The sequence below is a fragment of the Devosia riboflavina genome (genome assembly GCF_000743575.1).
Lineage (GTDB): Bacteria > Pseudomonadota > Alphaproteobacteria > Rhizobiales > Devosiaceae > Devosia > Devosia riboflavina.
Genome location: NZ_JQGC01000015.1, coordinates 34,027 through 59,417 on the forward strand (window position 1 = coordinate 34,027; position 25,391 = coordinate 59,417).

Consider the following 25,391-nt stretch of genomic DNA (forward strand, 5'->3'; position numbering starts at 1 on the left):
CTAGGAGGTCGGCAGGTTCCGCCGGTATTGAATGAAGCCCGAGCGCTGCGCGACCTTGTCGTAAAGAGCGCGCGCCGTGGCATTGGATTCGTGGGTGAGCCAATAAACGCGCGAGCTGCCCTTGGCGGTGGCATCGGCGGCGACATGGTCGATCAAAGCGCTGCCAAAACCCTGGCCGCGGCCTTCGGGGGCGACAAAGAGGTCTTGCAGGTAGCAGGTGTCGGCAATGGTCCAGTTGTGGCGATGATAAATCCAGTGCACCAGCCCAACTGGTTTTCCATCCTGGAGCGCCAGGGCGCCCCAGGTGGGTTCAGTGGGATCGAGGAGGCGCGACCAGGTCGAGGCATAGATCTCGTCGGGAAGGACGGTTTCGTAGAAGGCGAGATACGCCTTCCACAATTGCGTCCATGCTTCCCGGTCGCCGGGCTCGATTCCCCGGATCATCAGACGAACCGATTGACCAGGTTTTCGAGATATTCCTGGCGGCCGGAGCGTGGCTGCGGATTGATACCTTCGGCATGCACCTTGGCGGCGATATCGGAGAGGCTCAGCTTGCCGCCGAGGATGTCCTTGCCGATGCCGGAATTCCAGCCGGCATAGCGATCGTCGAGCAGCTTGTCGAACTCACCGTCTTCGATGAGCGCGACGGCGCCCTTGAGGCCGCGGGCGAGGGTATCGAGGCCGAGGATGTGGCCGTGGAGCAGGTCGGCCGGATCGAGCGACTGGCGGCGCACCTTGGCGTCGAAATTGAAGCCGCCCTTGCCGAGGCCACCCTGCTTGAGGATGTAGTAGAAGGCCAGCGCCATTTCCCCGGCATTGTTGGGGAAATGGTCGGTATCCCAGCCGGACTGAAGGTCGTTGCGATTGGCGTCGACGGAGCCGAGCATGCCGAGCGACGAGGCGACGGCCAGTTCGTGCTCGAAGGAGTGACCGGCGAGGAAGGCATGGCCGACCTCGATATTGCACTTCACCTTCTTTTCGAGACCGTACTTCTGGAGGAAGCCGTAGACCGTGGCGACGTCGTAGTCGTACTGGTGCTTGCTCGGTTCCTGGGGCTTGGGCTCGATGAGGATTTGGCCCTTGAAACCGATCTTTTCGGCATGCTCGATGACCAGGGTCAGGAAGCGGGCCATCTGGTCCTGTTCCTGGCCGATCTTGGTATTGAGCAGGGTTTCATAGCCTTCGCGGCCGCCCCAGAGCACATAATTCTCGCCGCCCAGTTCGTGGGTCAGCTCAAGCACGGATTTCACCTGGCCGGCGGCATAGGCGAACACGGCCGGATCGGGATTGGTGGCGGCGCCAGCCATATAGCGGCGGTTGGAGAAGAGATTGGCCGTGCCCCAGAGCAGTTTTTTGCCCGACTCCTGCATCTTGGCAGCGATGATGTCGCCGATGACGCGGAGATTCTTGTTGCTCTCGTCGAGGGTTGCGCCCTCGGGCGACACGTCGACGTCATGGAAGGCGAAGTAGGGCACGTCGATCAGGTTGAAGAATTCAAAGGCCACTTCGGCCTTGAGTTTTGCGCCCTCAAGACCCTTGTCGAACCAGGGACGATCGAAAGTACGGCCGCCAAAGGGGTCGCCGCCTTCCTGCGCAAAGGTATGCCAATAGGCGATGGCGGGGCGGATATGGTCTTCCATCCGCTTGCCGGCGATCACTTCGTCCTTGTTGTAGTGGCGATAGGCCAGGGCGTTCTTGCTGTTCGGCCCTTCGAACTTGACCTGGGAAAGTCCCTTAAAGAAATCCGTCACTTACGTGCCTCCTCGATGGCGGGATAGAGCGCGCGGTATCGCGCATATTGATCGGAATAGGCGGCCGACAGGGATTTGTCGGGCGCAATGGTTGTTCTTATTGGCGGCATGGCCATGACGTCGGCGGGTTTTGCGCCTTCGGCAGCGCAGAGGCCGAGACGGGCGGCGCCGAGCGCACCACCGAAATCGCCGTCCTCCGGGAGGGCGATTTCCATGTCGAGATTGGTCGCCAGCATCTTCAACCAGAGCGCCGATTTCGAGCCGCCGCCGACGGCGAGCAGGCGGTCAATTTTCGTGCCGGCATCGGCAAGGACGCGCTGGCAATCGCGCATGGCGAAGGTGACGCCTTCCATGACGGCCTGGGCCATTTGGGCGGTATCGGTCGATTGGCTGAGACCAGTGAAGGAGCCGCGGGCGCCGGCATTGTTATGCGGCGTGCGCTCGCCCGAGAGATAGGGCAGGAAGATCGCTTCGCCGGGGCCGGTGAACTGGGCTTCGGCTTCGCCGGAAAGCTCGGCCTGCTTCTTGCCGGTGATGCGGGAGAGCCAATTGAGCGAATCGGTGGCCGAGAGGATGACGCCCATCTGGTGCCAGGTATCGGGGATGGCATGGCAGAAGGCGTGGACGGCGCCGGCCGTGTTGGGGCTGAACTTTTCGTTGGAGACGAAGAGCACGCCGGAAGTGCCGAGCGAAACAAAACCTTCGCCCGGGCGAATGGCGCCGATGCCGCAGGCGGCCGCGGCATTGTCGCCGGCGCCACCGGCGACGATGACCGCGCCATCCATGCCCCAGCGCTGCGCGAGATCGCGCTTCAATTGGGCCGAGGGGGCGGAGCCTTCCACGAGGCGGGGCATGTGATCGCGGGTGAGGCCGGTTACGGCGAGGAGATCGTCGGACCAGTCGCGTTTTTTGACGTCGAGCCAGAGCGTGCCGGCGGCGTCGGACATGTCTTCGACGTGTTCGCCGGTGAGAAGCAGGCGGACGTAAGCCTTAGGGAGGAGCACCTTGGCGATTCTGTCGTAGATCGCCGGCTCATGCTTGCGGACCCAGGCGATTTTGGGCGCCGTAAAACCGGGCATGGCGATATTGCCCGCGAGGTCTCGCAGGGTGGGGAGCGCGGCTTCCATTTCGAGGCATTCAGCGGCGGAGCGACCGTCATTCCACAGGATGCAGGGGCGCAAAACTTCGTCGTCTTTGCCCAGCAGGGTCGCGCCATGCATGTGGCCGGAAAGGCCGATGCCGCGGACGGAAGCGAGCTCGGTGGGGTGCGAGGCCTTGAGCTTGTCGATAGCGGCGAGCGTGGCGGTCCACCAATCGGTGGGGTTTTGCTCGGACCAGCCGGGATGCGGGCGCACGGGCTCGACCGCGGGGGCGGAAGCTTCGCCGAGAGCGCGGCCATGCTCGTCGATGAGCAGCGCTTTCACACCGGACGTGCCGATATCAATGCCGAGATAGGTCATGAGGCACGTACCTCAATTTTGAGATTGCAAAGCAATGGATCGTCCTCCCACCCGTGTTTCCGGGCCCGCCCTGTTGGAATGGCGGTCTTCTTATCTCAGATTGTCGCGCAGGAAAATGCCAATTTCAATGGGGTCAGTGGCAACGTGGCGCGCCGCGCCCAAAGCAAGGGAACGCGCCGCGGCAATGGCCTCGCGGATTTCACCATCGGGATTTTGATCGAGCACCACGTCGATGGCGCCGGAGCGGAGGCCTTCGCGGGTGGGCGCGGTCAGTTCGTGGGCGATGACGCGGAGCCTGCCGGCGCGCCCGGAATTTTTGAGCGCCGAGACGAGGCCCGCATTGCCGGCGCCGAGATTGTAGATGCCGGAAAGCCTTGGGTTTTCGACCAGCAGTTTTGAAACGAGCGCCTCGGTTTCGCCGCGCTCATCATGGCCTTCCAGCGGGCCCAGCAGCTCGATATCCGAAAAATCGGCGGAAAGAATCTGGCGAAAACCTTCGAGGCGTTCGAGGTGGTCGCGCAGGTGCAGCGAGCCGGCGATGACGGCCACCTGGCCTCCCTGAGGCAAAAAGCGGCCGAGGAGGGAGGCGGCGGTGCGGCCGGCGGCGACGTTGTCGACGCCGATGAAATGGCGGCGATTGGAGCCGGGGAGATCCGAAACCAGGGTCATGACGGCGATGCCGCGGCGGGTGGCCGAATCGACCGCGGCGAGAATATCGGGCTCTTCAGAGGTGACGATAACGGCGCAATCGCAGGTCCGGGGATCGAGCGCGTCGAGGCCGGCGGCGAGGGCGCCGGTATCGAGGGCGCGAATGCGCTGGGTTTCCAGGTGCATGCGATCGGCCAGGGTCGGGCCGGCGCGGCGGGTGACGGCCTCGGCCAGAGAATCCATGAATTCATTGGAGCCATCGGGGATGAAGAAAACCACCTTCAGATCGCGCGAGCGAGCCATGAGGGAGGCATTGAGATCGCGGGAGAAGCCGAGGTTCTTTATCGCCTCTTCGACCCTTTCGGTGGTCGCTGCGCGCACGCCCGGACGGCCATTGAGAACGCGGTCGACCGTCGCCAGGGATACGCCGGCCGCGCGTGCCACATCGTGCACCGTTACCCGCCGCCGAGCCGCTTCATCACTCACACTATCCCCCGCAGTGGTTTCTTCTTGTCTCGTCGCACAGTTTGCGGAGCGTTCCAAAAGGTCAAGAGCGCCGTTGCCCCGCACGGGCAAATAGCGCTAAAGCTCCGCCCCGATAGAGTTGAGGGGATTGTCTATGGGCATCGACGTTTCGACCTTTGGCGAACATGGCGGCAAGCGCGTCGACCAGTTCAGGCTGGTAAGCGATACCGGCGTCACCGTCGATATCATCGGCTATGGCGTGGCTGTGCGCGATTGGCGCGTGCCAGTGGCCGGGGGCGAGCGCAGCGTCGTGCTCGGCTTCGACGATTTTGCCGCTTATCCTGAACACAGCCCGCATTTCGGTTCGCTGGCCGGGCGCGTGGCCAATCGCATCAAGGGCGCCAGCTTCGAAGTCGATGGCGTCACCTATAAGCTGCCGCCCAATGCCGGCGAATTGCAGCTCCATGGCGGTGCCGAAGGCCTTGGCCGCCAGGTCTGGTCAGGCCAGGCCGATAGCGCCAATAATGCGGTGCGCTTTACTCATTTCTCGCCCGATGGCGCCATGGGCTATCCCGGCAATGTCAATTTTGCCGCCACCTACAGCCTGCATGGAAACAAGCTGCGGCTGGAACTGACCGCTACGACCGACCGGGCAACGCCGATCAGTCTCGTGCAGCACCAGTATTTCAATCTCGGCACCAGCGAAAACGTGCTGGATCACACGATTCAGGTCAATTCGAGCGCCTATACGCTGCTCGGCGACGATCTGGCGCCGACCGGCGCCATCCTGCCCGCACGCGGCACGCAATACGATCTTCGCCAGCCGCGCACCATGCGCGACGCCAATGGCGCTGCGCTCGATTATGATATCGGCATGGTGCTCGACACCGGCCGCAAGCATGCCGACCCGATCGCCACGGTTGTTTCGCCAGCTAAGGATCTTACCCTGAAGATTTGGTCGGATCGGCCGGGCGTGCAGGTCTACAATAGCGTCTGGACCGATATTCCGGTGCCGGGCCTCAACGGCAAGCATTATGGCAAGCATGCCGGCTTCTGCCTCGAAGACCAGAATCTCGCCGACGCCATGCACAATCCGCACTTCCCCAATATCATCCACACGCCGGAACGCCCCTATAGCCACTGGTGCGATATCGAAATCGCCTAGCATCTTCTGACGCGTACGAAGGTTTGGGCCGCATGATCCGATCGGAATCATGCGGCCTTTTTCATTTTCCCTGACAAGATCAAAACATGAACAAAATTCATGTTTAGGCATGGATTCAAGGACAAGAATCTGGCACCAGATTCGCCTTTGCGGGAGGGGAATGCATGGACAAGACCGAACGGCTTTTCGCCATCATGGATGCCCTGCGGCGCCATCGCCGGCCGATTACCGCTGCGGCCCTGGCTGAGGAGCAGGGCGTTTCGGTGCGCACGCTCTATCGCGATATCCAGACCCTGATTGGCCTCGGCGCGCCGATCGATGGCGAGGCGGGGATCGGCTATATGCTGAAACCCGGTTTTTTCCTGCCACCGCTGATGTTTTCGCCCGAAGAGCTGGAGGCGCTGGTGCTGGGCGCCAGATGGGTGGAGACGCAACCGGACGATGGCCTCGGCGCAGCCGCGCGCAATGCGCTGGCCAAGATCGCGACCGCCTCGCCGGAAGATCTTCGCGACCGGATCAGCGATACGGCGCTCTGGCCCGTGGCCATATGGGGCGGGCGCAAGCCTATTCCGGTGCTGGGCGACATTCGCCTCGCCATGCGTCAGGAGCGCGCCGTGGCCATCGACTATGAAGACGAGCAGGGGCGGGCAACCTCGCGAACCCTTTGGCCGGTGGGCCTTGCCTTTTACGAAGGCAAGCAGACCATCGCCGCCTGGTGCCTGCTGCGCCAGGATTTTCGCAATTTTCGCACCGACCGCATCGTCAACCTCGTTATCACCGAGGAACGTTTTGGCAAACGCCGGGCCGTGTTGGAGCGGGAATGGCGCGATAGCTGGTCGCGGGATCGCCGGCACAGCGAGGCCTGAGCGCCCTACGGATTCACGTGAAACAGTGCGCCTCTAGCGGAAGGCGCTGACAAGTTCGGTGACGAGGCCAGAAAGCTCTTCGACCCGGATAAAGCCTGCAGCAAAGCCAAGAAGCCAAAGCAGGTGGACGCCGACGAGGAACATCGTTGTCCCGACATAGCTTTCCTTGCGCGTCTTGTGCCGGAAAACCTCCTGGCCAAGCAGCCCGCCCACAATGCCAAAGCAGAGGTCGAGGCCGAGCAGAGTGGCCTCGCTGATGCGCCATTGCCCACTTTCGGCGAAGCGCTTGTCGTTTGCATAGGCTGCGAAGGACAGCAGCCCGACGATGACGTAGAGGCCGGCGAGCAGCAGGGGTAGATGGCCGAGAGCAAGCCCGAGCACAATCAGCGCGGCAAAGAGGCCGGCAACAGGCAATCGCCACGTGCTTCTGACGGGCTCCTCGGTGCCGCGTCGCAGTTGGGCAAGAGTTGGTTTTGGGTTGGCACCAAGAATGGTGACTGATTTTGCTTCCAGCCGACCGTCTTTGGATTTGCCGGGCCTGAATGAGACAAGGTCACCATCGCGCGGCCGGGTGGCGATGCGGCCGATATTGGAGATGTGGACGAAATAGCGCTCGCCGTCATCGGCGAGGATGAACCCGAAGCCACGACTGTCGTTCCACTGCACCAGCTCTCCGCGCCGCACGATCTTCTCCTAGAAAATCGACTGGCGCAGCGGGAGTTTTACCGGGCTCTGAAATCCCGTCTTGAGATCGTCCCAGAAGCGATCGCGCAAAACTTCCGGAAAAACATGGCCTTGCGGCAGGTTCTCCCGCGAAAACCAGCCGGCTTCGGTGATGCTTTCGCCTTCGGCCGGATTGGCCGAGACGTCGATCTCGCCCGAGACATAGTCGGCCAGAAACCAGAATTTGACGATGCGGCCCCAGTCGTCGACCAGCTCATCGATATAGGCCATGGAGCGCGCCTTGACGCGCAGGCCGGTTTCCTCAAAAGCCTCGCGTTCGGCCGCCTGCCAGAGTTCCTCAGCGCCTTCGGCGCCGCCGCCCGGGCCGGCCCAGAAATCGTGCTTGCCGGGCCGAAAATGACGCACGAGCAGGATTTTTTCGTCGCGCAGAGCAAGAACGCCGGCGGAAATGCGGTGTTGCATGGGAACAAAAACTCCGGAAAATCAGGCGGCGCCGAAATTGAGACGGTAGCTCAGGGCCTCGGCGATATGGGGCCGGGCCACCTTATCGACCCCGGAAAGATCGGCAAGCGTGCGGGCAACCTTTAGGACACGGTGATAGGCGCGGGCCGAAAGATTGAACCGTTCGGCGGCCTGCAGCAGCAGGGTCTGGCTTTCGATGTCTGGCTGGACCAGCTTTTCGATCAGGGTAGCCCCGGCCGCGGCATTGGTGAGAATTTCGGGGACGCCGGCGGCCTCATAGCGCTGGCGCTGGCGCTCGCGGGCGGCAGCCACGCGCTTGGCCACCGTGGAAGAGGGCTCGGCCGCGCCGGCAGCACCGATCATGTCACTGGCGGAAACGGCCGGCACGTCGATGCGGATATCTATGCGATCGAGGAAGGGGCCGGAGACGCGGGCCTGATAGTCGGCAGCGCAGGCATTGCCGCGCTTGCAGATATGGCCCGGCGTGCCGGCGAGGCCGCATTTGCAGGGATTCATGGCGGCGATGAGCTGGAAGCGGCTGGGATAGGTTACGCGCGCATTGGCGCGGGCAATGACGGTTTCCCCGCTTTCAAGCGGTTGGCGGAGGCTATCGAGGACGCTGGGGCCGAATTCGGGCAGTTCATCGAGGAAAAGGACGCCGTTATGCGCGAGGGTTGCTTCGCCCGGCCGTACTTTTAGCCCGCCACCCACAAGGGCAGCCATGGAGGCCGAATGATGCGGCGCGCGAAAGGGACGCCGATCCGAGAGCGCGCCACCGGCCAATTCGCCCGCGATCGACTGAATCATCGATACATCCAGCAGTTCGCGGGGACTGAGCGGCGGGAGGATGGAGGGCAGGCGAGCCGCCAGCATGGATTTTCCGGCACCGGGCGGGCCGACGAAGAGGAGATTGTGACCGCCGGCAGCGGCAACCTCCAGAGCGCGCCGGGCGATGGTCTGGCCGCGAACATCGGCGAGGTCGGGCAGGGCGGAGGCATCTATCAATTGCCGAGCCGGCTTGGGTCGCGCCTGCAACTGGCGGCCGACGAGGTGATTGACAAGCGCCAGGAGGCTATCGGCGGCAACGATGTCGATCTCGTCATTGGCCCACGCAGCTTCTGGTCCTGAGGCGGTAGAGCAGATGATGCCCAGATCGCGCGAGGCCGCGGCGATGGCGGCTGGGAGGACGCCATCGACATGGGCAAGGCGCCCATCGAGCCCCAGTTCGCCCAGCACCAAAAAACGATCCAGCGCGTCCTGGGGGATGGCGCCCATAGCTGCCATCAGGGCAAGCGCAATCGGCAGGTCATAGTGGCTGCCTTCCTTGGGTAGGTCGGCGGGCGCCAGGTTGATGGTGATGCGTTTCGGCGGCAGACCAAGGCCGGAAGCAACGAGGGCGGCGCGGACGCGCTCGCTCGACTCTTTCACTGCCTTGTCCGGCAGGCCGACGACTAAAAATTTGGCGAGGCCCGGCGCAATCTGCACCTGCACATCGACCGGCACCGCCTCGATGCCCTGGAACGCCACCGTCGCGACGCGCGTCACCATGTGGATTGCCCCCAAACCCCTCGCAACGCTAGCAGAAGCATGACCTGAGTCAAGAACGGAGAGCGAACAAAGAATGGTCTATTAACCATGCAGGCTGCCACATTGGTTACCCTAAACTTCCATTAACCGCGCCATGTTGAATCAAAGGCTCAGTTCGTCTTTGTGACCCGAGTTTGTTGATGGCCCGCGCCTTCCGTTTGCCCGCCTCTGTTTCCGCTCTATTGCGCAATGCCGTGATGGGCTTGGCGGTCACGGCCCTGGCGGCCTGCGCCACCGGCGGCGGGCTTTATGGCGCCATTCCGGGTGACAATCGTCCACACAAGGCGGTCGATCGAGCGCGGACCATGCCGGTGCAGGGCATCGACGTGGCGCGCTATCAGGAAAATGTCGACTTCGTCCGGGCGCGCGAGACCGGCACGCATTTCGTCTTCATGAAGGCGACCGAAGGCAAGGACTATGTCGATCCTAATTTCCGCGCCAATTGGCAGCGGGCGCGCGACGCAGGCATGCCGCGCGGTGCCTATCATTTCATGACCTGGTGTTCCCTCGCTTCGGAACAGGCCAATTGGTTCGTGCAGAACGTGCCGGCCGATCCCAGCGCCCTGCCGCCGGTACTCGATCTCGAATGGAACAATCATTCGAGCTGCAAGTCCAAGCCGAACAAGGCCGATGCGCTCGAGAAAATCCGGCTGATGCTCGACGTGATGGAGCGGCATACCGGCAAATTGCCGATCATCTATACCGACATGAATTTCCACCGCGATATACTCGCGGGCGAATATTTTCCGAACACTTTTTGGCTGCGCTCGACCGCCGCAGAGCCGCATGAGCGCTATGAAAACCGGCCCTGGACCTTCTGGCAGTATACCCAGACCGGCGTTGTCCCGGGCGTGCGCGGCGAGGTCGACCGCAATGTCTTCTACGGCTCGACCAATGACTGGCTGATGTTCCTGTCCACGGGCTGCGATCCGCGGGCGATTGCCGCGCTGGCGCCCACGGGACGCTGTCAGTTCGCCAAATAGTTTTTCAGCCGCCCAAGAGACCCGAAGCCTTGATACCGTCGAAGACGAACTGCACGGCGAGGGCCGCGAGCAGAATGCCGACGACGCGGGAAACCACGGAAAGGCCGGTCAGGCCAAGCAGGCGCTGGATCGGGATGGCGACGAGCAGGGTCAGCCACGCGAGGAACAGGATGACCACGATGGCTGCGATGACCAGCCAGAATTCGGCATCCGAATCGGCACCGGTCGTCAGCAGGATGACGGCGCTGATGGCGCCGGGGCCGGCAAGCAGCGGCATGGCGAGGGGAAACACCGAAATATCGTGAGCGTGGCGGGCTTCGCTCTCTTCTTCGTCGGTCGTACCGGTGCCACCCGAATGGCGGGCAAAGACCATGTCGATGGCGATGAGCAGCAGCAGCACGCCGCCCGCGGTGCGCAGCGCCGGAATTGTGATGCCGAAAACTTCGAGGATCGCATTGCCGAGGAAGGCAAAAAACAAAAGAATCAGCAGTGCGATGACGACGCCACGCGTGGCGAAGAGGCGGCGCTGCGCCGGCGAATGATCCTTGGTCAGCGCGGCAAAGATGAAGGCGATATCGGCGACGCCGACAGTCGCGAAAAGCGTCGCGAAGGCGACGAGAAAAGCCGAAGTGTCCACTGATATCCCCGCAAAACCCAAAGCTGACACTTACGGGATTTGCGGGGTGTCGCCAAGCGGCGCCTAGGCCGCTTCTTCCAGGAGTTGCGGGGGCAGATGGCGCCTTGCGTCCAAGACCTCCATGCCCACTATATGCCCGTCTTCGTCATAATCGAGAACGATTCCGTCCGACACTTCTTCGCTTTCCCTGACCTTGCCGGTGGAGAAGCGAATATAGGCGGCATCGGCTTCGCTATCGTAACTCACAGTGGGCTTGTTCATTTCGGCCTCGCACCGCGATCCAAGAATGCAGTCAATATACGAGTGTTTTGGTCCGTTTGCACCAGGACCACACGCAGATGGCGTCCTTCGCATTCGACTATTGAACGAAAATACCTCACGGCGGCGGGGTCCCGCGGATCGGGTTCGGTCCAATCAGGCTGCAGTACAGTTCGCTCGACCCACTCTTTAGGCACGTCGCGTTCACGCATCGCCGTCAGTGCGTGTGCGGTGTAGACAATTTCTCTAGTCACCGCACCGCACTCCGTGGTCGCCTAGGCCCGGCGCTTTTCGATGGCGTCCCAGATGAGGACGGCGATGTCGGGGCCGCCAAAGCGCTTGATTTCTCGGATGCCGGTGGGGGAGGTGACGTTGATCTCGGTGAGATAGTCGCCGATGACGTCGATGCCCACGAAAATCATGTCGCGCTCTTTCAGAGCCGGGCCGATGGCGGCGCAGATTTCCTTTTCGCGCTCAGTGAGCGGGGAAAGTTCGGGGCGACCGCCGACATGCATATTGGAGCGGGCTTCGCCTTCGGCCGGGATGCGATTGAGGCCGGCAACGGGTTCGCCATCGATGATGATGATGCGCTTGTCGCCCTTCCTCACATCCGGCAGATATTTTTGGATCATGAAGGGTTCGGGATAGTTCTGCTCGAACAGTTCGATCAGCGAATTGAGATTGTGGTCGCCTTCCTGGATGAAGAAGACGCCGGCGCCGCCATTGCCGTAAAGCGGCTTGACGATGATGTTTCCATGCTCCTTGCGGAAGGCGTGGATTTCCGGGCGGTCGCGCGTCACCAGGGTCGGCGGCATCAGGTGCGGAAAATCGGTCACCAGGATTTTTTCGGGCGCATTGCGCACGGCGGAGGGCGGGTTCACCACCAGCGTCTTGGGATGCAGACGCTCCAGGATATGGGTGATGGTGATGTAGTTCATGTTGAAGGGCGGGTCCTGGCGCATGAGCAGGACATCTTGCGTCGAGAGGTCGACGCGCTTGGCTTCGCCGAGGGTAAAATGCTGGCCCTTTTCGGCGTCCGTCACCGTGATCGGCTGAACCAGAGCGGTGACGATATTGTCGCGGAGGGATAGGGTATCGGCCGTGTAGTGCAGGAGTTCATGGCCGCGGGCCTGGGCTTCGAGCATCATGGCGAAGGTGGAATCGCCGCGCGGATTGATGGTGGAGACGTGGTCCATCTGGACGGCGACTTTGAGCATTTTTGTCCCTGGCATATCAGTAGGCCTCATCCTGAGCGTGTCGAAGGACGGGGCCGTGGCACCGCCGGTTTCCCCGACCTCGTGGTTCGACAAGCTCACCATGAGGTCTCATGAATAGTCCGCATCGAACGCGTTGATGAGATGGCGCGGCCAGCGACCGGGCGCAAGGAAAATTACGTCGAAGCGGCAGGTCTTTTCCGCTTCGCGCGGGTGGCGCGCAAGCCAATGCTCGGCGGCGCGGACGATGCGCGATGTGTTTACCGCTTCGAGGGCTTCGGCTTCGAGCAGATGGTGAGCGCGCGTTTTCACCTCCACGAAGGCGATGGTGCCGCTGCGTTCGACGACGAGGTCGATTTCGCCGATCGGGGTTTTGTAGCGGCGATGGCGGATGCGATAGAATTTCAATTGCAGGAAAAGCGCCGCCAGCGCTTCACCGCGCTGGCCACCGCGTTCGGCAATTTGCCTTTTATTGCTGGGCCTTGAGGGCGAGGGCGGCATCGTAAACCTCCTTGCGCTTCAAGCCATAGCGGGCGGCGATTTCATCGACTGCAGTGCGCATGGGGTTATCGGCCATTTCCTCTACGAGAGCGGCCTGCCAGTCTTCGGCGGCAGGGGCGCTGGGTTCATCGGCGCCGGCAACGACGATGACGGCCTCGCCCTTGGTTTCTTCGCCTGCGAATTTTTCGGCGAGTTCGGCTAGGGATCCGCGGAATGTGCGCTCGAACCGCTTGGTCAGTTCGAGGCTGACGGAGGCTTGGCGGTCGCCAAAGACTTCGGTCATGGCGGCGAGTGTGTCGTCGAGGCGACGGGGGCTTTCGTAAAAGACTAGTGTTTCACGTGAATCCACCAGCTTTGCCAAGGCGTTAGCGCGCGCGCCGGATTTGGGGGGCAGGAAGCCGTGGAAGGCGAAGGCGTCTGTCGGGAGGCCGGCGACGACGAGGGCGGACAAAAGAGCGGAGGCGCCGGGGATGGGGAAGACGGGGAGATTGGCTTCGGCCAGGGCGCGGATGAGGGGGAAGCCGGGGTCGGAGAGGAGGGGGGTTCCGGCGTCTGAAATCAGGGCGATGGCCTCGCCAGCGGCGATGCGGGAGACGATTTCCTCGGCGCGGGCGCGCTCGTTATGTTCATGTAATGGCTGGCGTTTTCCGCGGATGCCAAAGTGGTCGAGGAGTTTTGCTGATGTTCTGGTGTCTTCGCAAAGGACGATGCTGGCGGCGGAAAGCGTCTCCAAGGCGCGGATGGTGATGTCGCGCAGGTTGCCGATGGGGGTCGAGACGACATAGAGGCCGGGGCTAAGCGGCGGGGCGCTAAAGGGCGAGCCGGCAATGAAATATTGGGCCAAAATATCGGACACGCCGGAAGCTCCTCGGGTTGAGACTTGCTTAACGAAATGAGGGCAGTTTGTTAACAGACTGTGAGCATCTCGGACCGCTTTCATGGGTTTTGGTCAGGTAAATGCCAAATGGCGGCGCGGCGTTTTTGCGCTCGCGCTTGGGATGGCTTTGACCTCGTGCGCGCCGGGCACTTTTCAGATCGGTTCGCGCACTTTGGGCTGGGGTGAACCGGCTGGCAATGTCGGTGGTGGGAATAGCGGCGGCGGATCGCTGATGCCGGTACAGATGCCGCAATCGGGTGGCGAGGTGTTTGGGCGCGGGCCGGTGCCGGTGGCGCTGCTGCTGCCGCTTTCGGGGGATCAGTCGCTAGCGGCCGTTGGAACGTCCCTCGCCAATGCATCGAAACTGGCGATCGCCTTTGTCGAGGCCAATCCAAACATTGCGGAAAATATCACCATCACGCTGCGCGATACCGGAGACAGTGCGGCCGGCGCGGCGAATGCGGCAAATGCGGCTGTGGCGGGTGGGGCGAAGCTGATCCTTGGGCCGCTCAAGGGCGACCAGGTGGTGGCGGTGTCCAGCGTGGCGCGGAGCGCCGGGGTACCGCTGATCGGGTTCTCCAATAATGCCAGCGCGGCGGGGCAGGGGGTGTATTTGCTCTCGGTCTTGCCGGAAATGGAGATGAAGCGCGCCATGGCCTATGTGAAGGCACAGGGGCGGCGCGGGTTGGCGGGGGCTTTTCCGGCGACGCCTTATGGCGAGGCGTTGGCGACGGCGTTTCGGCAGCAGGCAGTGGCGGCCGGGTTTGGGCCGCCGGCGGTTTACACTTTTTCGGGACCGGGTGAAGCGGCGCAGATCGTGGCGCAGGCCAAGCAATCGATCGATCGCGGCATGATCGACGCCTTCTTCATTCCTGAGCGGGCGAGTGCGCCGGCTTTCGCCGCGGCGCTGGCTAGCGCCGGGGTGACGGGGGATGCGGTGCAGATCGTGGGGTCGGCTGACTGGGCGGGCGATGCTACGATCAATTCGACGCCGGGATTGGCGGGGGCGATTTATCCGGCGGTCGATGAGGCCGGGTTTAATGCGATTGCCGGGGATTATCAGGCCAAGTTTGGATCGCGGCCGCATCCGCTGGCGACGATTGCCTATACGGCGACGATCCTGGCCAATGTGAATACGCTGTCCATGGCCACGCCGCCGTATAATCCGGGGCTTCTTACCGGCGCTTCAGGATTCAATGGGCGGGATGGGGCGTTCCGGTTTCTCGGTAATGGCCGGTCGGAATATGCGCTGGTCATAAAGAAGGTCGGCGCCGGAGGGGCGACGACCGTGGATGGGGCGAAGCTTTAGGCGGCCAGGTCCGCGACGACGGCATCCAGAACCGGAAAACCCTTTTCGGTCACGCGGATATTGCCGTTGGGCAGCGTTTCCACAAAGCCATAGCCCTTGAGCGCTTCGATCTGTTTTTCGGCGATGGTGCGGCCGGAGATGGACATGAAGCGGGCAGGGGAAATGCCTTCCTTGAGACGAAGCCCCATGACGAGGTATTCGTCGCCCTGCTCTTCCCAGGTGAGGACATCGTCGGTGGTCATGCCGTGGCCGAACTCGTTAACGAGCTTGAGCCAATCGAAGGGCATTTTTTCGGTGGCCGTGGCGTGGCGCTGGTGGTTCAGCAGCAGGCGGCCATGTGCGCCTGGGCCGATGCCGGCATATTCGCCATAGCGCCAGTAGAGCATGTTGTGGCGAGATTCCTGGCCGGGCACGGCGTGATTGGAAATCTCATAGGCCGGCATGCCAGCGGCGGCGGTCAATTCCTGAGTCAGCTCATAAAAATCGGCGCCCAAATCTTCGTCCGGCATTTGCAATTTGCCGGCATTGAAGAGGTCAAAATAGCGCGTGCCCTGCTCGATGGTGAGCTGGTAGAGGCTGAGGTGACCCCGAGCCAGCCAGATGGCCTCTTTCAATTCGTCCTCCCAATCCTCAAGCGTCTGCTTGGGGCGGGCGTAGATGAGATCAAAGCTTGAGCGATCGAAAACCGACTGGGCGATACGAACGGCGGCGACTGCCTCTTCGACCGTGTGGCGGCGGCCGAGTTCGGCCAGGGGGCCGGGGCGCAGGGACTGGACGCCGAGCGAAACGCGGTTGATGCCGGCGCTGCGAAAACCTTTGAAGCGGTCGACTTCGACCGAGGTCGGGTTGGCTTCGAGGGTGATTTCGGCGTTGCTGTCGATCTGCCAGTGGCCGGCAATGGTGTCCAAAATGGTCTGGACAGCCTTTGGCGACATCAGCGAGGGCGTGCCGCCGCCGAAGAAGATCGATTGCACGAGACGGCCCGGAGAGAGGCTCGCCATATGGGCGATCTCTTTCTTGTATCCTTCAACGAAGGCGTCTTCGTCGAAGGGGCCGCGATGAACATGGGAATTGAAGTCGCAATAGGGGCATTTGGCCGCGCAGAACGGCCAATGCACGTAGACGCCGAACAGGTCGTTGGGATTGCTCATGCTGATCGACTCGCGTGCTGTCTGCCCGCCAAAAGCTCCGTGCTGCCCTCGGGCTTGACCCGAGGGCCAAGCGCGGCAAGCACCGCAGCTGCGGGGGCGTCTAAAGTGACCCTCGGGTCAAGCCCGAGGGCAGCCCGGTGGGGGAGGTCAGATTGTGCGAAAGAGCTCTCAGCTCTGTTCAATCTGGTTCTCCACGAATTGGGCAAAGGCTCGGGCGCGGTGGGAAAGGCCCTGCTCGCCGGGTGACCAGGAATGCTTTTGCTCGGGCGACATTTCGCCAAAGGTGATGTCGTAGCCGTTTGGCTGGAACATGGGATCGTAGCCATGGCCCTGGGTGCCGCGGGGCGGCCAAATAAGAATGCCTTCGCACTTGCCGACATAGAGCACGTCGCGACCATCGGGATGGGCGAGGCAAAGCGTGGCGTTGAAAGCGGCGGTGCGATCGGCGGGTGCGGTTGCGCCCTTGGCCAGCAATTCGTCCTGAACCCGCTGCATGGCATTGGTGAAATTGCGGGGCACGCCGGCCCAATCGGCGGTGTAGACGCCGGGCTGGCCATCGAGCGCATCGACGGAAATGCCGCTATCGTCGGAGAGCGCCAGCATATTGGCGCCCTTGGCCGAGGCATGGGCCTTGGTGCGGGCGTTTTCGGCAAAGGTGGTGCCGTTTTCTTCGGGCTCGGGCAGGCCGAGATCGCCAGCGGAAATCAGCTCAAGGCCGAAGGGAGCGAAAAGCTCCTGGAATTCTTTCAACTTGCCGGCGTTGTGGGTGGCAAGCACAAGACGGTCGCCGCGGCGGAGTTTGGGGATGGTCATTTGGACTCCAGCGCGCGTTGAATGTCGTTCCAGATGGCGCAGTTTGCCGCCTGAAAGGCACCCTCACCCGTCTCGCGCTTCGCGCGATCCGCCCGCTCCCCGAGAGGGAGGGGAAGCGAGGGGTCCGCCGCGCTTTTCTTCTGCGCAACGCCGGAGGGGCTCTTCTTCAGGAGATCGAAAATGCTCATGCGGCAAGCGCGGCCTTCTGCAACTCGGTGAGTTCACCAATGCCCTTGCCGGCAAGGTTCATCAGGGCGTTGAGCTCTTCGCGATCAAACGGGGCGCCTTCGGCGGTGCCTTGGATTTCGACGAATTTTCCCGAGCCGGTCATGACGAAATTGGCGTCGGTTTCGGCTTCCACGTCTTCGAGATAGTCGAGATCGAGCACGGGGGCGCCGCGATAGATGCCGCAGGAAATGGCGGCGACCGATTCCTTGAGCACCGGGCCCTTGGTCAGTTTGCGTTCCTCAAGCCATCTTACCGCGTCGGCCAGCGCAATATAGGCGCCGGTGATGGAGGCGGTGCGGGTGCCGCCATCGGCCTCAAGCACGTCGCAATCGAGGGTGATCTGAGATTCGCCGAGCGCGGTCAGATCGACGACGGCGCGGAGCGAGCGGCCGATGAGGCGCTGAATTTCTTGCGTGCGGCCCGACTGCTTGCCGGCAGTGGCTTCGCGGCGGGTGCGCGTACCGGTGGCGCGGGGCAGCATGCCATATTCGGCGGTGACCCAGCCCTGGCCCTTGCCGCGCAGCCAGCCGGGAAGGCTGGTTTCAACCGAAGCCGTGCAGAGCACTTTGGTATTGCCGAAAGCGATGAGGCAGGAGCCTTCGGCTTTCATGGCAACGTTGCGCTCGATGGTGACAGCCCGCATTGCATCAGGGGCGCGTCCGGAAGGCCGCATGCTTTGGTCTCTTTTTTCCTATTTACCGCCTCTTAACCTTCCTAGCCGCGCGGAACAAGCGCCGCGCCGCTTACCGCCCTTGCACTGAACGCTTAAATGAGGGAGCAAGGTTAAAGCCAAAAGTTTCATTCAAAACATCATGGTCCACCCGCACGACGAATTTTTGAGCGTCCTCAATTCGCGCAGCCAGGAAATTTTCAGGCGGCTGGTGGAGCGCTATCTCGATACCGGCCTGCCGGTGGGGTCGCGCGATCTTTCCAAACTTTTGCAGACGGAACTCTCGCCCGCTTCGGTGCGCAATGTGATGGCCGATCTTGAGGATCTGGGACTGATTGCGGCGCCGCATACTTCGGCGGGGCGCGCGCCGACGCAGCAGGGGCTGCGGTTTTTCGTCGATTCCATGCTCGAGGTCGGCGCGGTCAATGAGAGCGAAAAACGCAGCATTGCCCAGCACATCGAAGGCCATGCTGGGCGGCGGCAGGTGGAGGACCTGCTTACGGAAGCGAGTTCGCTGCTCTCCGGGCTCAGCCAGGGCGCGGGGCTGGTGATTGCCACCAAGGCCGACATGGTGATGCGGCATGTGGAATTCGTGCGGCTCGATAATTCACGGGCCATGGCGATTCTGGTCGGCGACGATGGGCAGGTGGAGAACCGCATTCTCGAGCTGCCGCCGGGCTTTACGGCGGCGGCGCTGCAGCAGGCGAGTAATTATTTAGCGCACTATGTTGTCGGCCGGACGCTGTCGGAGGCGCGAAAAGCGCTGGATGAGCGGCGGGCGGAACAGCGGGCTGAGCTGGATGAACTCACCCAAAAGCTCGTGGACGACGGGATTGCGACGTTGGTGCAGGACTCGCCAGCGACGGCGCCGCGGGTGATCGTGCGGGGGCGAGCGAACCTGCTCAATGACGCCATGGCGAGCGATGAGCTGGAGCGGATGCGGCAGCTTTTCGATGAGCTCGAGAGCAAGGAGGGGCTGCTGGAGCTGCTGGGCGACGCGGAAAAGGCGCAGGGGGTTCGGATATTCATCGGCTCGGAAAACAAGCTGTTTTCCCTCTCAGGCTCTTCGGTGATTCTCTCGCCTTATAAGGATGCCAATGACAAGGTGGTGGGCGTGCTTGGGGTGATCGGGCCGACGCGGCTCAACTATGCGCGGATCGTGCCGGTGGTGGATTATACCGCCAATGTGCTGACGCGGCTGATGGCACGGAAACGCCCCTGAAGTGTTGAACTATTGAAATACGCTCCGTATTGGCCGATATGCGGGGCGAAACTTTTACTACTGAGGTCCACGCAGAAATGATGAGCGACGAGAACGCCGCCCAGGGCGAAACGCCGGAGACCGAAATCCCGGCCACCGAAACGCCGGAAGTCGATCCCGTCGAGGCCCTGCTTGCGGAAAATGCCGAGCTGAAGGACCGCGTGCTGCGCACGCATGCCGAGATGGAAAACCTCAGGAAGCGCACCGAGCGCGATGTGGCGGACACCCGCTCCTACGCCATTGCCGGCTTTGCCCGCGACATGCTGAGCGCCACCGACGCGCTGAGCCGCGCGCTGCTGGTGATCCCCGAGGAAACGCGGGCGACTGCCGAAGGCACGCTCAAGAGCCTCATCGAAGGGCTGGAGCTGGCCGAGCGTGAAATGCAGCGCCTCTTGGGCAAGCACGGCGTGAAGCCGATCGAAGCGGCGGGCCAGAAATTCGACCCGAACAAGCATCAGGCCATGTTTGAAGTGCCGAACCCGAATGTGCCGGAAGGTACGGTTGTGCAGGTGGTACAAGAGGGCTTTGCCATTGGCGAGCGCGTGCTGCGGCCGGCCATGGTGGGTGTCGCCAAGGGTGGCGGGGCGGCTCCGGTGGCCGAGGGCGTCGACAAGAACGTCTGATTCTTTTTTGGTTCTTTGGGAAAGGGCGCTGCGAGGCGCCCTTTTTGTTTTGATACTTTGAAAACCTCATCCTGAGGTGCGGAGCGAAGCGCAGCCTCGAAGGGCGAGGTTGGGCGAGTGGAGACCGGTGCCACGCCCCCCGTGGTTCGAGGCCCCGGGTCAAACCCGGGGCACCTCACCATGAGGGCTACTGGGACGGCTCCTGTGTCAGCTTAGCCCAGAATTTCGCGACTCATGATGCGCTCGACGCCGGCCTCTGCCAAATCAGCCCAGGCTTTTTCGAGCGAGCCATTCGCATCGATGGCGCGCGTGGCGTCTTCAATAACCGTGACGTCAAATCCGCCGGCGGCACCATCCAGAGCTGTCCAGGCGACGCAAAAATCGGTGGCGAGGCCAACGATGAAGAGACGGCCGACGTCGCGTTCGTTGAGATAGCCGGCAAGGCCCGTAAGGGTTTCGCGGTCGGCCTCCTGGAAGCCGGAATAGGAATCAATGGCGCGGTTATAACCCTTGCGGATGACGAGCTGGGCGTGGGGGATGTCGAGATCGCTTGAAAGTTCAGCGCCACGAGTGGCCCAGACGCAGTGGTCGGGCCAGAGGACTTGCGTGCCGTAGTCGAGGTCCACGGTTTCGAAAGGGGCTTTGCCGGGGTGATTGCTCGCGAAGGAAATGTGGTCGGCCGGGTGCCAGTCCTGGGTGAAGACGACGTTTTTGAATTTTTTGGCGAGCGCATTGATCAGCGGCACGATTTCGTCGCCGCCGGAAACGGCCAGATTGCCGCCGGGCAGGAAGTCATATTGCACATCGACGACGACGAGCACGTCTTCGGGCGTGATGGGGGTCATGAGGCGGCCTTCTCCGGTTGGAAAAACTCGGCGCGGAGGAGGCCGCGCACGGAATTGCCGAGGAAGATTGCATCGGCGGAATGCAAATCGGCAAGGGTGAGAATGGCTTCTTGGGCCTCGCCGGTTTCGATGAGTTCAGCGCGGAGCGTACCGGGGAGAAGGCCGGAGGAGAGGGCGGGCGTAAGAAGTTTGCCACCGCGCTGGAGGAAAAGATTGGTGATGGAGCCTTCGGTGAGTTCGCTACGCTCGTTGAGGAAGACGACTTCGTCGACGCCGAGCGTGTCGTGGGCGGCGATGCGGGGCTGGTCATAAAAGGCGCGGTTCGTGGTTTTGTGGGCCAGCCAGACCGAGGTGGAGGCGAGGGTTTCGCTGGCGATGATGAAGCGGAATTTTTCGGGGTTTGGCGGCAGGGGGACGGCTGATATCTCGATGCCGGTTTCCGACAGGGTGAGGCGGACGCGCATGGGGGCGGTCCAGTTTGCGCTTTCGGCGAGAAGGAGCGTGGTGGCTTCGGCGGCGTCGGCGGGGAGGCCGAAATAGGCAGCGGACGCGAGAAGCCGGGCGAGGTGGCGGCCGAGGAGGACAAAACCTTCTTCAGGTGACCATTTTAGCGTTTCGATCAGGGTGACCGGCGGGGCAGGGTCGCTGAGGAAGCGCAATTTGAGCAGGGCCTCTTCATATTCGGACTGGGCTTCGCTGTCGGCGACGATGCCGCCGCCTATGCCGATTTCCCCATTGCCGTCAGCATCGATGACGGCGGTGCGGATGGCGACGTTGAAGGCAAAATCACCATTGGGCGCGATATAGCCGATGGAGCCGGTATAGAGGCCGCGCGGCGAGGTTTCGACTTCGCGGATGATCTCCATGGCGTGCAGTTTTGGGGCGCCGGTGATCGAGCCGCAGGGAAAGAGGTTTTCCAACACGTCCAGCATGGTGACGTCGGGGCGGCGCCTGGCTGAAATACCCGAGGTCATGGTGTGGAGGGTGGAATAGGTTTCGACCGTAAAGAGGTCGGTCACTTCTACCGAGCCGATTTCGGCGATGCGGCCGAGATCATTGCGCAAGAGATCGACGATCATCAGGTTTTCGGCGCGGTTCTTTTCGTCATTGGCGAGGGCGGCACGGTCGGCGGCATCTTTGCTCGCGAGCGGGGCGCGGGGAAGGGTGCCCTTCATCGGGCGAGCGGCGAGCATGTCGCCCGTGCCCGAGACGAAAAGTTCGGGGGAGCGCGATAGGACAAAATGGTCGCCAGCGTGGATATAGGCGCCATAGGCGGTTTTTTGGCTCTGGGCGAGGCGCCGGTAAAGGCCGAGGGGGGAGCCGGAGAGCTGGAAACTGGCCTTGAAGGTCAGGTTGACCTGATAGGTATCGCCGGCTGCGATGTAGTTTTTTACAGCGTCAAAGGCAGATGCATAGTCCGCGAAGCTTGTTGAGGGGGCGAGGTTTTCGGCGGTGCCCTCCCGGCTCTCAGGAAAGTCGGCGAAGGGTTTTGGGGCGTCATAGAGGCCGAACCAAAGCAGGGGCGTTTTGCTGCGCTCGGGCAGGAATTTCTCCAGGCGCTCCTCGAACAGAAAACCGAGCTCATAGGCAAAATAGCCGGCGGCCCAGAGACCTTCTTTTCCCGCCTCGGCGATGCGCTTCAGGGCCGCGCGCGCGGCATTGGCATCAAAGGCACAAAACACCTCTTTCGGCTCGGAAAAGAGGCGGCTCTGGCCGTGGGGGGAAAGATTGTCGTGGAGGAGCACGGTGCCTGATGAAAACATGATGGGGGTTTTAGTGGGTTTGCATCGAGGGGCGAAGGGGGATTTTCGCCCTTTTGCGATTGCCGACACCCCCACCCTCATTCCCTCCCCACAAGGGGGAGGGAGGCGCTGGGCTTGGGTGCCCAGGTTTGGTCCGGGCAATAATGAAATCGCCCGAGCACCGCCCCTTGGCGGGGAAATTGCGGCATGGCAGATAGTGGCGTCCGGGCGCAGGGGCGCCCGGTGTGAGGGCAATTCCAAATGAAAACCGAACTGCTGGGCGCTTTTGCCGCCCTGGCATTTGTGGCTGGCGTCGCGCCGGCCGCGGCACAGAATGTCGAGTTCACGCTGATCAACGAGAGCTCGCAGGCGCTGCACTATTTTTATACGACGCCGAGCAATGAAGACAGTTGGGGCTATGATCTCTTGGGCGAAACCGGCACGCTTGAATCCGGCTATAATGGCACCGTGACCATCGGCGATGGTTCGGACCAGTGCCTTTATGACTTCAAGTTCGTGATGGACAGCGGCGCGGAGCTGATCGAGCCCGGCATCGATATCTGCGAACTCGGTTCCTACACAATTACCGATTGATCGGTCATTGGCGATCACCGACTGATTTCCGGCAGGCGCTGCCTTTTCGCAAGGGGCGGCGCCTTTCTTTCCGGCAAAGGCATTTCTGGGCATTTCTGGCCCCAGACGCGCTTGAAGCCCCAAGCGCACCCCCCTATATACGCCCCGAGGCCCGAGAACGGGCAAATCAACCTACGAGGGACCCGGCCCTATGGGCATAGAGGCTGCTTTGCAAAAAGGGCTTCATGAGTGGGTTCGCTGTAAAGAGAGGCTAGTTTTATGGCAAAAGTCATTGGTATCGACCTCGGTACAACCAATAGCTGCGTCGCCGTTATGGACGGCAGCAATCCCAAAGTGATCGAAAATGCCGAAGGCGCCCGGACCACCCCGTCCATGGTCGCTTTCTCCAAGGATGGCGAGCGCCTGATCGGCCAGCCGGCAAAGCGCCAGGCCGTCACCAATCCCGAAAATACCCTGTTCGCAGTCAAGCGCCTGATCGGCCGTCGCTATGACGACAAGGTCGTGGCCAAGGACAAGAACCTCGTGCCCTTCAAGATCGTGGCCGCCGACAATGGCGACGCGTGGGTCGAGGCTTCGGGCGACAAGTATTCGCCGAGCCAGGTCTCGGCCATGGTTCTGCAGAAGATGAAGGAAACCGCCGAAGCCTATCTCGGCGAAACCGTCACCCAGGCCGTCATCACCGTTCCCGCCTATTTCAATGACAGCCAGCGCCAGGCGACCAAGGATGCCGGCCGCATTGCCGGTCTTGATGTCCTGCGCATCATCAACGAGCCGACGGCGGCTGCGCTCGCCTATGGCCTCGACAAGAAGAATTCCGGCACCATCGCGGTCTATGACCTTGGCGGCGGTACTTTTGACGTTTCCATTCTCGAAATCGGCGATGGCGTCTTCGAAGTGAAGTCGACCAATGGCGACACCTTCCTCGGCGGCGAAGACTTTGACATGCGTCTCGTCGATTACCTCGCCGACGAGTTCAAGAAAGAGCAGGGCATCGACCTGCGCAACGACAAGCTCGCTCTGCAGCGCCTCAAGGAAGCTGCCGAAAAGGCCAAGATCGAACTGTCCTCGTCGACCCAGACCGAAATCAACCTGCCCTTCATCACGGCAGATGCTTCGGGCCCAAAACACCTCACCCTCAAGCTGAGCCGTTCGAAGCTCGAATCGCTGGTCGATGACCTGATCCAGCGCACCATCGAGCCGTGCAAGCAGGCCATGAAGGATGCTGGCGTTTCCGCATCGCAGATCGACGAAGTCGTTCTCGTGGGCGGCATGAGCCGCATGCCCAAGGTGCAGGAAGCCGTAAAGCAGCTCTTCGGCAAGGAACCGCACAAGGGCGTCAACCCCGACGAAGTCGTTGCGCTTGGTGCTGCCATTCAGGGCGGCGTGCTGCAGGGCGACGTCAAGGACGTGCTGCTGCTCGACGTGACCCCGCTTAGCCTCGGCATCGAAACGCTCGGTGGCGTCTTTACCCGCCTTATCGACCGCAACACCACGATTCCGACCAAGAAGAGCCAGACGTTCTCGACCGCTGAAGACAATCAGTCGGCCGTGACCATCCGGGTCTTCCAGGGCGAACGCGAAATGGCGGCCGACAACAAGCTCTTGGGCAATTTCGACCTCGCCGGCATTCCGCCCGCACCGCGTGGCGTACCGCAGATCGAAGTGACCTTCGACATCGACGCCAACGGCATCGTCAACGTCTCGGCCAAGGACAAGGGCACCGGCAAGGAACAGCAGATCCGCATCCAGGCCTCCGGTGGTCTCAGCGATGCCGACATCGAGAAGATGGTGAAGGACGCCGAAGCCAATGCCGAAGCCGACAAGCGCAAGCGCGAAGCGGTCGAAGCCAAGAACCAGGCCGAATCGCTCGTCCACTCGACCGAAAAGTCGCTGAAGGACTATGGCGACAAGGTTTCGGCCGAGGACAAGGGCGCGATCGAAACCGCGATCAACGACCTCAAGGCCGTGCTCGATGGCGATGATGCCGAAGTGATCAAGGAAAAAACCTCGGCGCTGGCCGAGGCCTCGATGAAGCTCGGCGAAGCCATGTACAAGGCCAGCCAGGCTGAAGCCGAAGCCAAGGCCAACGGCACCCGTGACGAAGAAGACGACGACGTCGTCGACGCCGACTTCGAAGAGGTCAAGGACGACGACAAGAAGTAATTTTTGTCATTTTTCGAAGAAGGGCCCGGTGGAAACACTGGGCCTTTTTTATTGCGTCAGTCCCCCTTCTCCCCTTGCGGGAGAAGGTGGCGCGCAGCGCCGGATGAGGGGTATTCCTGCGGTGTCCCCTACAAGCTCCTCTGCGGAGGATAGATACCCCTCACCCTGCAATTCTGCTGAACGCAGAATTGCTGTCCCTCTCCCTCAAGGGGCGAGGGGAGATCGGTGGATGGGGCGATCACCGCAAAACGTTCCACGTGAATCACGGAGGCTGCGTCAGTAAAGTTGCCCCTTTGGCGCTCTCTTGATAAAGCACATCCAACACGGCCCTAAAACTTGCCGACCCCAGGCCCCTTGCGGGTTGTGGGGTCGATTGCCATCTAGGGACAAATGTTAGGGCTTGCCTAAGCGGGGCGCGCGGAAAGCGCGACCGG

At 62.0% G+C, this 25,391-nt stretch carries 27 protein-coding genes; 8 read left to right on the top strand and 19 right to left on the bottom strand.

What is annotated here, in order from left to right:
- The 4 genes from JP75_RS15425 to JP75_RS15440 form a co-directional block, all read right to left on the bottom strand.
- Positions 1 to 444 (bottom strand): GNAT family N-acetyltransferase, encoded by a 444-nt coding sequence (locus tag JP75_RS15425; protein WP_051960764.1) that lies wholly within the window; start codon positions 442 to 444, stop codon positions 1 to 3.
- Positions 444 to 1,751: a xylose isomerase gene (xylA, locus tag JP75_RS15430; RefSeq protein ID WP_035084616.1), complete on the bottom strand. Its 1,308-nt coding sequence runs from the start codon at positions 1,749 to 1,751 to the stop codon at positions 444 to 446. The genes JP75_RS15425 and xylA overlap by 1 nt, the downstream gene beginning before the upstream one ends.
- Complete coding sequence (xylB, locus tag JP75_RS15435; RefSeq protein ID WP_035084619.1) at positions 1,748 to 3,211, bottom strand: xylulokinase; 1,464 nt, start codon at positions 3,209 to 3,211, stop codon at positions 1,748 to 1,750. The genes xylA and xylB overlap by 4 nt, the downstream gene beginning before the upstream one ends.
- 90 nt (positions 3,212 to 3,301) lie before the next feature.
- A complete protein-coding gene (locus JP75_RS15440) occupies positions 3,302 to 4,345 on the bottom strand; it encodes a LacI family DNA-binding transcriptional regulator (RefSeq protein ID WP_035084621.1) in 1,044 nt (347 codons plus the stop codon).
- A gap of 133 nt (positions 4,346 to 4,478) precedes the next feature.
- On the opposite strand from JP75_RS15440, the gene JP75_RS15445 reads away from it, so the two are divergent.
- On the top strand, positions 4,479 to 5,489 hold the full coding sequence (locus tag JP75_RS15445; protein ID WP_051960765.1) for an aldose epimerase family protein: 1,011 nt from the start codon (positions 4,479 to 4,481) through the stop codon (positions 5,487 to 5,489).
- Between the two features lie 164 nt (positions 5,490 to 5,653).
- The gene (locus tag JP75_RS15450; RefSeq protein WP_035084625.1) at positions 5,654 to 6,355 is read left to right on the top strand and encodes a helix-turn-helix transcriptional regulator; all 702 of its coding nucleotides are present in this window, start codon (positions 5,654 to 5,656) and stop codon (positions 6,353 to 6,355) included.
- Positions 6,356 to 6,388: 33 nt separating this feature from the next.
- On the opposite strand, the gene JP75_RS25400 is transcribed toward JP75_RS15450, so the two are convergent.
- The 3 genes from JP75_RS25400 to JP75_RS15465 are packed head-to-tail and all read right to left on the bottom strand — an operon-like array spanning position 6,389 to position 9,049.
- Positions 6,389 to 7,039, bottom strand: a complete 651-nt coding sequence (locus JP75_RS25400) for a DUF1294 domain-containing protein (RefSeq protein ID WP_051960766.1) — start codon at positions 7,037 to 7,039, stop codon at positions 6,389 to 6,391.
- A 9-nt stretch (positions 7,040 to 7,048) separates the two neighbouring features.
- Positions 7,049 to 7,501, bottom strand: a complete 453-nt coding sequence (locus tag JP75_RS15460) for an NUDIX domain-containing protein (protein ID WP_051960767.1) — start codon at positions 7,499 to 7,501, stop codon at positions 7,049 to 7,051.
- Between the two features lie 21 nt (positions 7,502 to 7,522).
- Positions 7,523 to 9,049: a YifB family Mg chelatase-like AAA ATPase gene (locus tag JP75_RS15465; RefSeq protein WP_035084628.1), complete on the bottom strand. Its 1,527-nt coding sequence runs from the start codon at positions 9,047 to 9,049 to the stop codon at positions 7,523 to 7,525.
- Between the two features lie 179 nt (positions 9,050 to 9,228).
- Between JP75_RS15465 and JP75_RS15470 the strand changes: the two genes are divergently transcribed.
- Positions 9,229 to 10,071: a glycoside hydrolase family 25 protein gene (locus tag JP75_RS15470; RefSeq protein ID WP_035084630.1), complete on the top strand. Its 843-nt coding sequence runs from the start codon at positions 9,229 to 9,231 to the stop codon at positions 10,069 to 10,071.
- Between the two features lie 4 nt (positions 10,072 to 10,075).
- On the opposite strand, the gene JP75_RS15475 is transcribed toward JP75_RS15470, so the two are convergent.
- The 6 genes from JP75_RS15475 to rsmI form a co-directional block, all read right to left on the bottom strand.
- Entirely contained in the window at positions 10,076 to 10,708 is a 633-nt protein-coding gene (locus JP75_RS15475) for a MarC family protein (RefSeq protein ID WP_035084633.1), read from the bottom strand.
- 63 nt (positions 10,709 to 10,771) lie between these two features.
- Entirely contained in the window at positions 10,772 to 10,969 is a 198-nt protein-coding gene (locus tag JP75_RS15480) for a DUF2283 domain-containing protein (RefSeq protein ID WP_035084635.1), read from the bottom strand.
- Complete coding sequence (locus JP75_RS27375; RefSeq protein WP_152565867.1) at positions 10,966 to 11,220, bottom strand: DUF4258 domain-containing protein; 255 nt, start codon at positions 11,218 to 11,220, stop codon at positions 10,966 to 10,968. The genes JP75_RS15480 and JP75_RS27375 overlap by 4 nt, the downstream gene beginning before the upstream one ends.
- Before the next feature lie 21 nt (positions 11,221 to 11,241).
- On the bottom strand, positions 11,242 to 12,183 hold the full coding sequence (gene gshB, locus JP75_RS15485; RefSeq protein ID WP_035084638.1) for a glutathione synthase: 942 nt from the start codon (positions 12,181 to 12,183) through the stop codon (positions 11,242 to 11,244).
- A gap of 108 nt (positions 12,184 to 12,291) precedes the next feature.
- Positions 12,292 to 12,681 (bottom strand): YraN family protein, encoded by a 390-nt coding sequence (locus JP75_RS15490; RefSeq protein ID WP_035084641.1) that lies wholly within the window; start codon positions 12,679 to 12,681, stop codon positions 12,292 to 12,294.
- The gene (gene rsmI / locus JP75_RS15495) at positions 12,650 to 13,537 is read right to left on the bottom strand and encodes a 16S rRNA (cytidine(1402)-2'-O)-methyltransferase (protein ID WP_035084642.1); all 888 of its coding nucleotides are present in this window, start codon (positions 13,535 to 13,537) and stop codon (positions 12,650 to 12,652) included. Before rsmI ends, JP75_RS15490 begins: the two co-directional genes overlap by 32 nt.
- Positions 13,538 to 13,619: 82 nt before the next feature.
- On the opposite strand from rsmI, the gene JP75_RS15500 reads away from it, so the two are divergent.
- Positions 13,620 to 14,867: a penicillin-binding protein activator gene (locus tag JP75_RS15500; RefSeq protein WP_051960768.1), complete on the top strand. Its 1,248-nt coding sequence runs from the start codon at positions 13,620 to 13,622 to the stop codon at positions 14,865 to 14,867.
- On the opposite strand, the gene hemW is transcribed toward JP75_RS15500, so the two are convergent.
- From hemW to rph, 4 genes are all read right to left on the bottom strand, one after another.
- The gene (hemW, locus tag JP75_RS15505; RefSeq protein WP_035084643.1) at positions 14,864 to 16,018 is read right to left on the bottom strand and encodes a radical SAM family heme chaperone HemW; all 1,155 of its coding nucleotides are present in this window, start codon (positions 16,016 to 16,018) and stop codon (positions 14,864 to 14,866) included. The genes JP75_RS15500 and hemW overlap by 4 nt on opposite strands.
- A gap of 168 nt (positions 16,019 to 16,186) precedes the next feature.
- Entirely contained in the window at positions 16,187 to 16,831 is a 645-nt protein-coding gene (locus tag JP75_RS15510; protein WP_035084644.1) for a non-canonical purine NTP pyrophosphatase, read from the bottom strand.
- The gene (locus JP75_RS15515; RefSeq protein WP_035084646.1) at positions 16,828 to 17,019 is read right to left on the bottom strand and encodes a hypothetical protein; all 192 of its coding nucleotides are present in this window, start codon (positions 17,017 to 17,019) and stop codon (positions 16,828 to 16,830) included. The genes JP75_RS15510 and JP75_RS15515 overlap by 4 nt, the downstream gene beginning before the upstream one ends.
- On the bottom strand, positions 17,016 to 17,732 hold the full coding sequence (rph, locus tag JP75_RS15520; RefSeq protein WP_035084649.1) for a ribonuclease PH: 717 nt from the start codon (positions 17,730 to 17,732) through the stop codon (positions 17,016 to 17,018). The genes JP75_RS15515 and rph overlap by 4 nt, the downstream gene beginning before the upstream one ends.
- Before the next feature lie 139 nt (positions 17,733 to 17,871).
- Here rph and hrcA point away from each other — a divergent pair, with 139 nt between their 5' ends.
- Both hrcA and grpE read left to right on the top strand, forming a co-directional pair.
- Positions 17,872 to 18,951, top strand: a complete 1,080-nt coding sequence (hrcA, locus tag JP75_RS15525) for a heat-inducible transcriptional repressor HrcA (RefSeq protein ID WP_035084652.1) — start codon at positions 17,872 to 17,874, stop codon at positions 18,949 to 18,951.
- An 80-nt stretch (positions 18,952 to 19,031) separates the two neighbouring features.
- Positions 19,032 to 19,613: a nucleotide exchange factor GrpE gene (grpE, locus tag JP75_RS15530; RefSeq protein WP_035085102.1), complete on the top strand. Its 582-nt coding sequence runs from the start codon at positions 19,032 to 19,034 to the stop codon at positions 19,611 to 19,613.
- A 212-nt stretch (positions 19,614 to 19,825) separates the two neighbouring features.
- Here grpE and pncA read toward each other — a convergent pair whose 3' ends face one another.
- Positions 19,826 to 20,458, bottom strand: a complete 633-nt coding sequence (gene pncA / locus JP75_RS15535; protein WP_035084655.1) for a bifunctional nicotinamidase/pyrazinamidase — start codon at positions 20,456 to 20,458, stop codon at positions 19,826 to 19,828.
- On the bottom strand, positions 20,455 to 22,221 hold the full coding sequence (gene pabB, locus JP75_RS15540) for an aminodeoxychorismate synthase component I (RefSeq protein ID WP_035084658.1): 1,767 nt from the start codon (positions 22,219 to 22,221) through the stop codon (positions 20,455 to 20,457). Before pabB ends, pncA begins: the two co-directional genes overlap by 4 nt.
- 240 nt (positions 22,222 to 22,461) lie before the next feature.
- Between pabB and JP75_RS26595 the strand changes: the two genes are divergently transcribed.
- Both JP75_RS26595 and dnaK read left to right on the top strand, forming a co-directional pair.
- Positions 22,462 to 22,794: a hypothetical protein gene (locus JP75_RS26595; protein WP_035084662.1), complete on the top strand. Its 333-nt coding sequence runs from the start codon at positions 22,462 to 22,464 to the stop codon at positions 22,792 to 22,794.
- A gap of 258 nt (positions 22,795 to 23,052) precedes the next feature.
- Positions 23,053 to 24,957 (top strand): molecular chaperone DnaK, encoded by a 1,905-nt coding sequence (gene dnaK, locus JP75_RS15550; protein ID WP_035084665.1) that lies wholly within the window; start codon positions 23,053 to 23,055, stop codon positions 24,955 to 24,957.
- The last annotated feature ends 434 nt before the right edge of the window (positions 24,958 to 25,391 follow it).

Coding starts and splice junctions, on each gene's coding strand:
- JP75_RS15515 (WP_035084646.1), bottom strand. CDS start 17,019: ATGAGCATTTTCGATCTCCTGAAGAAGAGCCCCTCCGGCGTTGCGCAG.
- JP75_RS15490 (WP_035084641.1), bottom strand. CDS start 12,681: ATGCCGCCCTCGCCCTCAAGGCCCAGCAATAAAAGGCAAATTGCCGAA.
- JP75_RS15460 (WP_051960767.1), bottom strand. CDS start 7,501: ATGCAACACCGCATTTCCGCCGGCGTTCTTGCTCTGCGCGACGAAAAA.
- JP75_RS15510 (WP_035084644.1), bottom strand. CDS start 16,831: ATGACCATCCCCAAACTCCGCCGCGGCGACCGTCTTGTGCTTGCCACC.
- xylB (WP_035084619.1), bottom strand. CDS start 3,211: ATGACCTATCTCGGCATTGATATCGGCACGTCCGGTGTGAAAGCGCTG.
- JP75_RS15450 (WP_035084625.1), top strand. CDS start 5,654: ATGGACAAGACCGAACGGCTTTTCGCCATCATGGATGCCCTGCGGCGC.
- JP75_RS26595 (WP_035084662.1), top strand. CDS start 22,462: ATGAAAACCGAACTGCTGGGCGCTTTTGCCGCCCTGGCATTTGTGGCT.
- JP75_RS15465 (WP_035084628.1), bottom strand. CDS start 9,049: ATGGTGACGCGCGTCGCGACGGTGGCGTTCCAGGGCATCGAGGCGGTG.
- JP75_RS15500 (WP_051960768.1), top strand. CDS start 13,620: ATGGGTTTTGGTCAGGTAAATGCCAAATGGCGGCGCGGCGTTTTTGCG.
- JP75_RS15425 (WP_051960764.1), bottom strand. CDS start 444: ATGATCCGGGGAATCGAGCCCGGCGACCGGGAAGCATGGACGCAATTG.
- gshB (WP_035084638.1), bottom strand. CDS start 12,183: ATGCTCAAAGTCGCCGTCCAGATGGACCACGTCTCCACCATCAATCCG.
- hrcA (WP_035084652.1), top strand. CDS start 17,872: ATGGTCCACCCGCACGACGAATTTTTGAGCGTCCTCAATTCGCGCAGC.
- pncA (WP_035084655.1), bottom strand. CDS start 20,458: ATGACCCCCATCACGCCCGAAGACGTGCTCGTCGTCGTCGATGTGCAA.
- hemW (WP_035084643.1), bottom strand. CDS start 16,018: ATGAGCAATCCCAACGACCTGTTCGGCGTCTACGTGCATTGGCCGTTC.
- rph (WP_035084649.1), bottom strand. CDS start 17,732: ATGCGGCCTTCCGGACGCGCCCCTGATGCAATGCGGGCTGTCACCATC.
- JP75_RS15470 (WP_035084630.1), top strand. CDS start 9,229: ATGGCCCGCGCCTTCCGTTTGCCCGCCTCTGTTTCCGCTCTATTGCGC.
- grpE (WP_035085102.1), top strand. CDS start 19,032: ATGAGCGACGAGAACGCCGCCCAGGGCGAAACGCCGGAGACCGAAATC.
- JP75_RS15480 (WP_035084635.1), bottom strand. CDS start 10,969: ATGAACAAGCCCACTGTGAGTTACGATAGCGAAGCCGATGCCGCCTAT.
- dnaK (WP_035084665.1), top strand. CDS start 23,053: ATGGCAAAAGTCATTGGTATCGACCTCGGTACAACCAATAGCTGCGTC.
- pabB (WP_035084658.1), bottom strand. CDS start 22,221: ATGTTTTCATCAGGCACCGTGCTCCTCCACGACAATCTTTCCCCCCAC.
- JP75_RS15445 (WP_051960765.1), top strand. CDS start 4,479: ATGGGCATCGACGTTTCGACCTTTGGCGAACATGGCGGCAAGCGCGTC.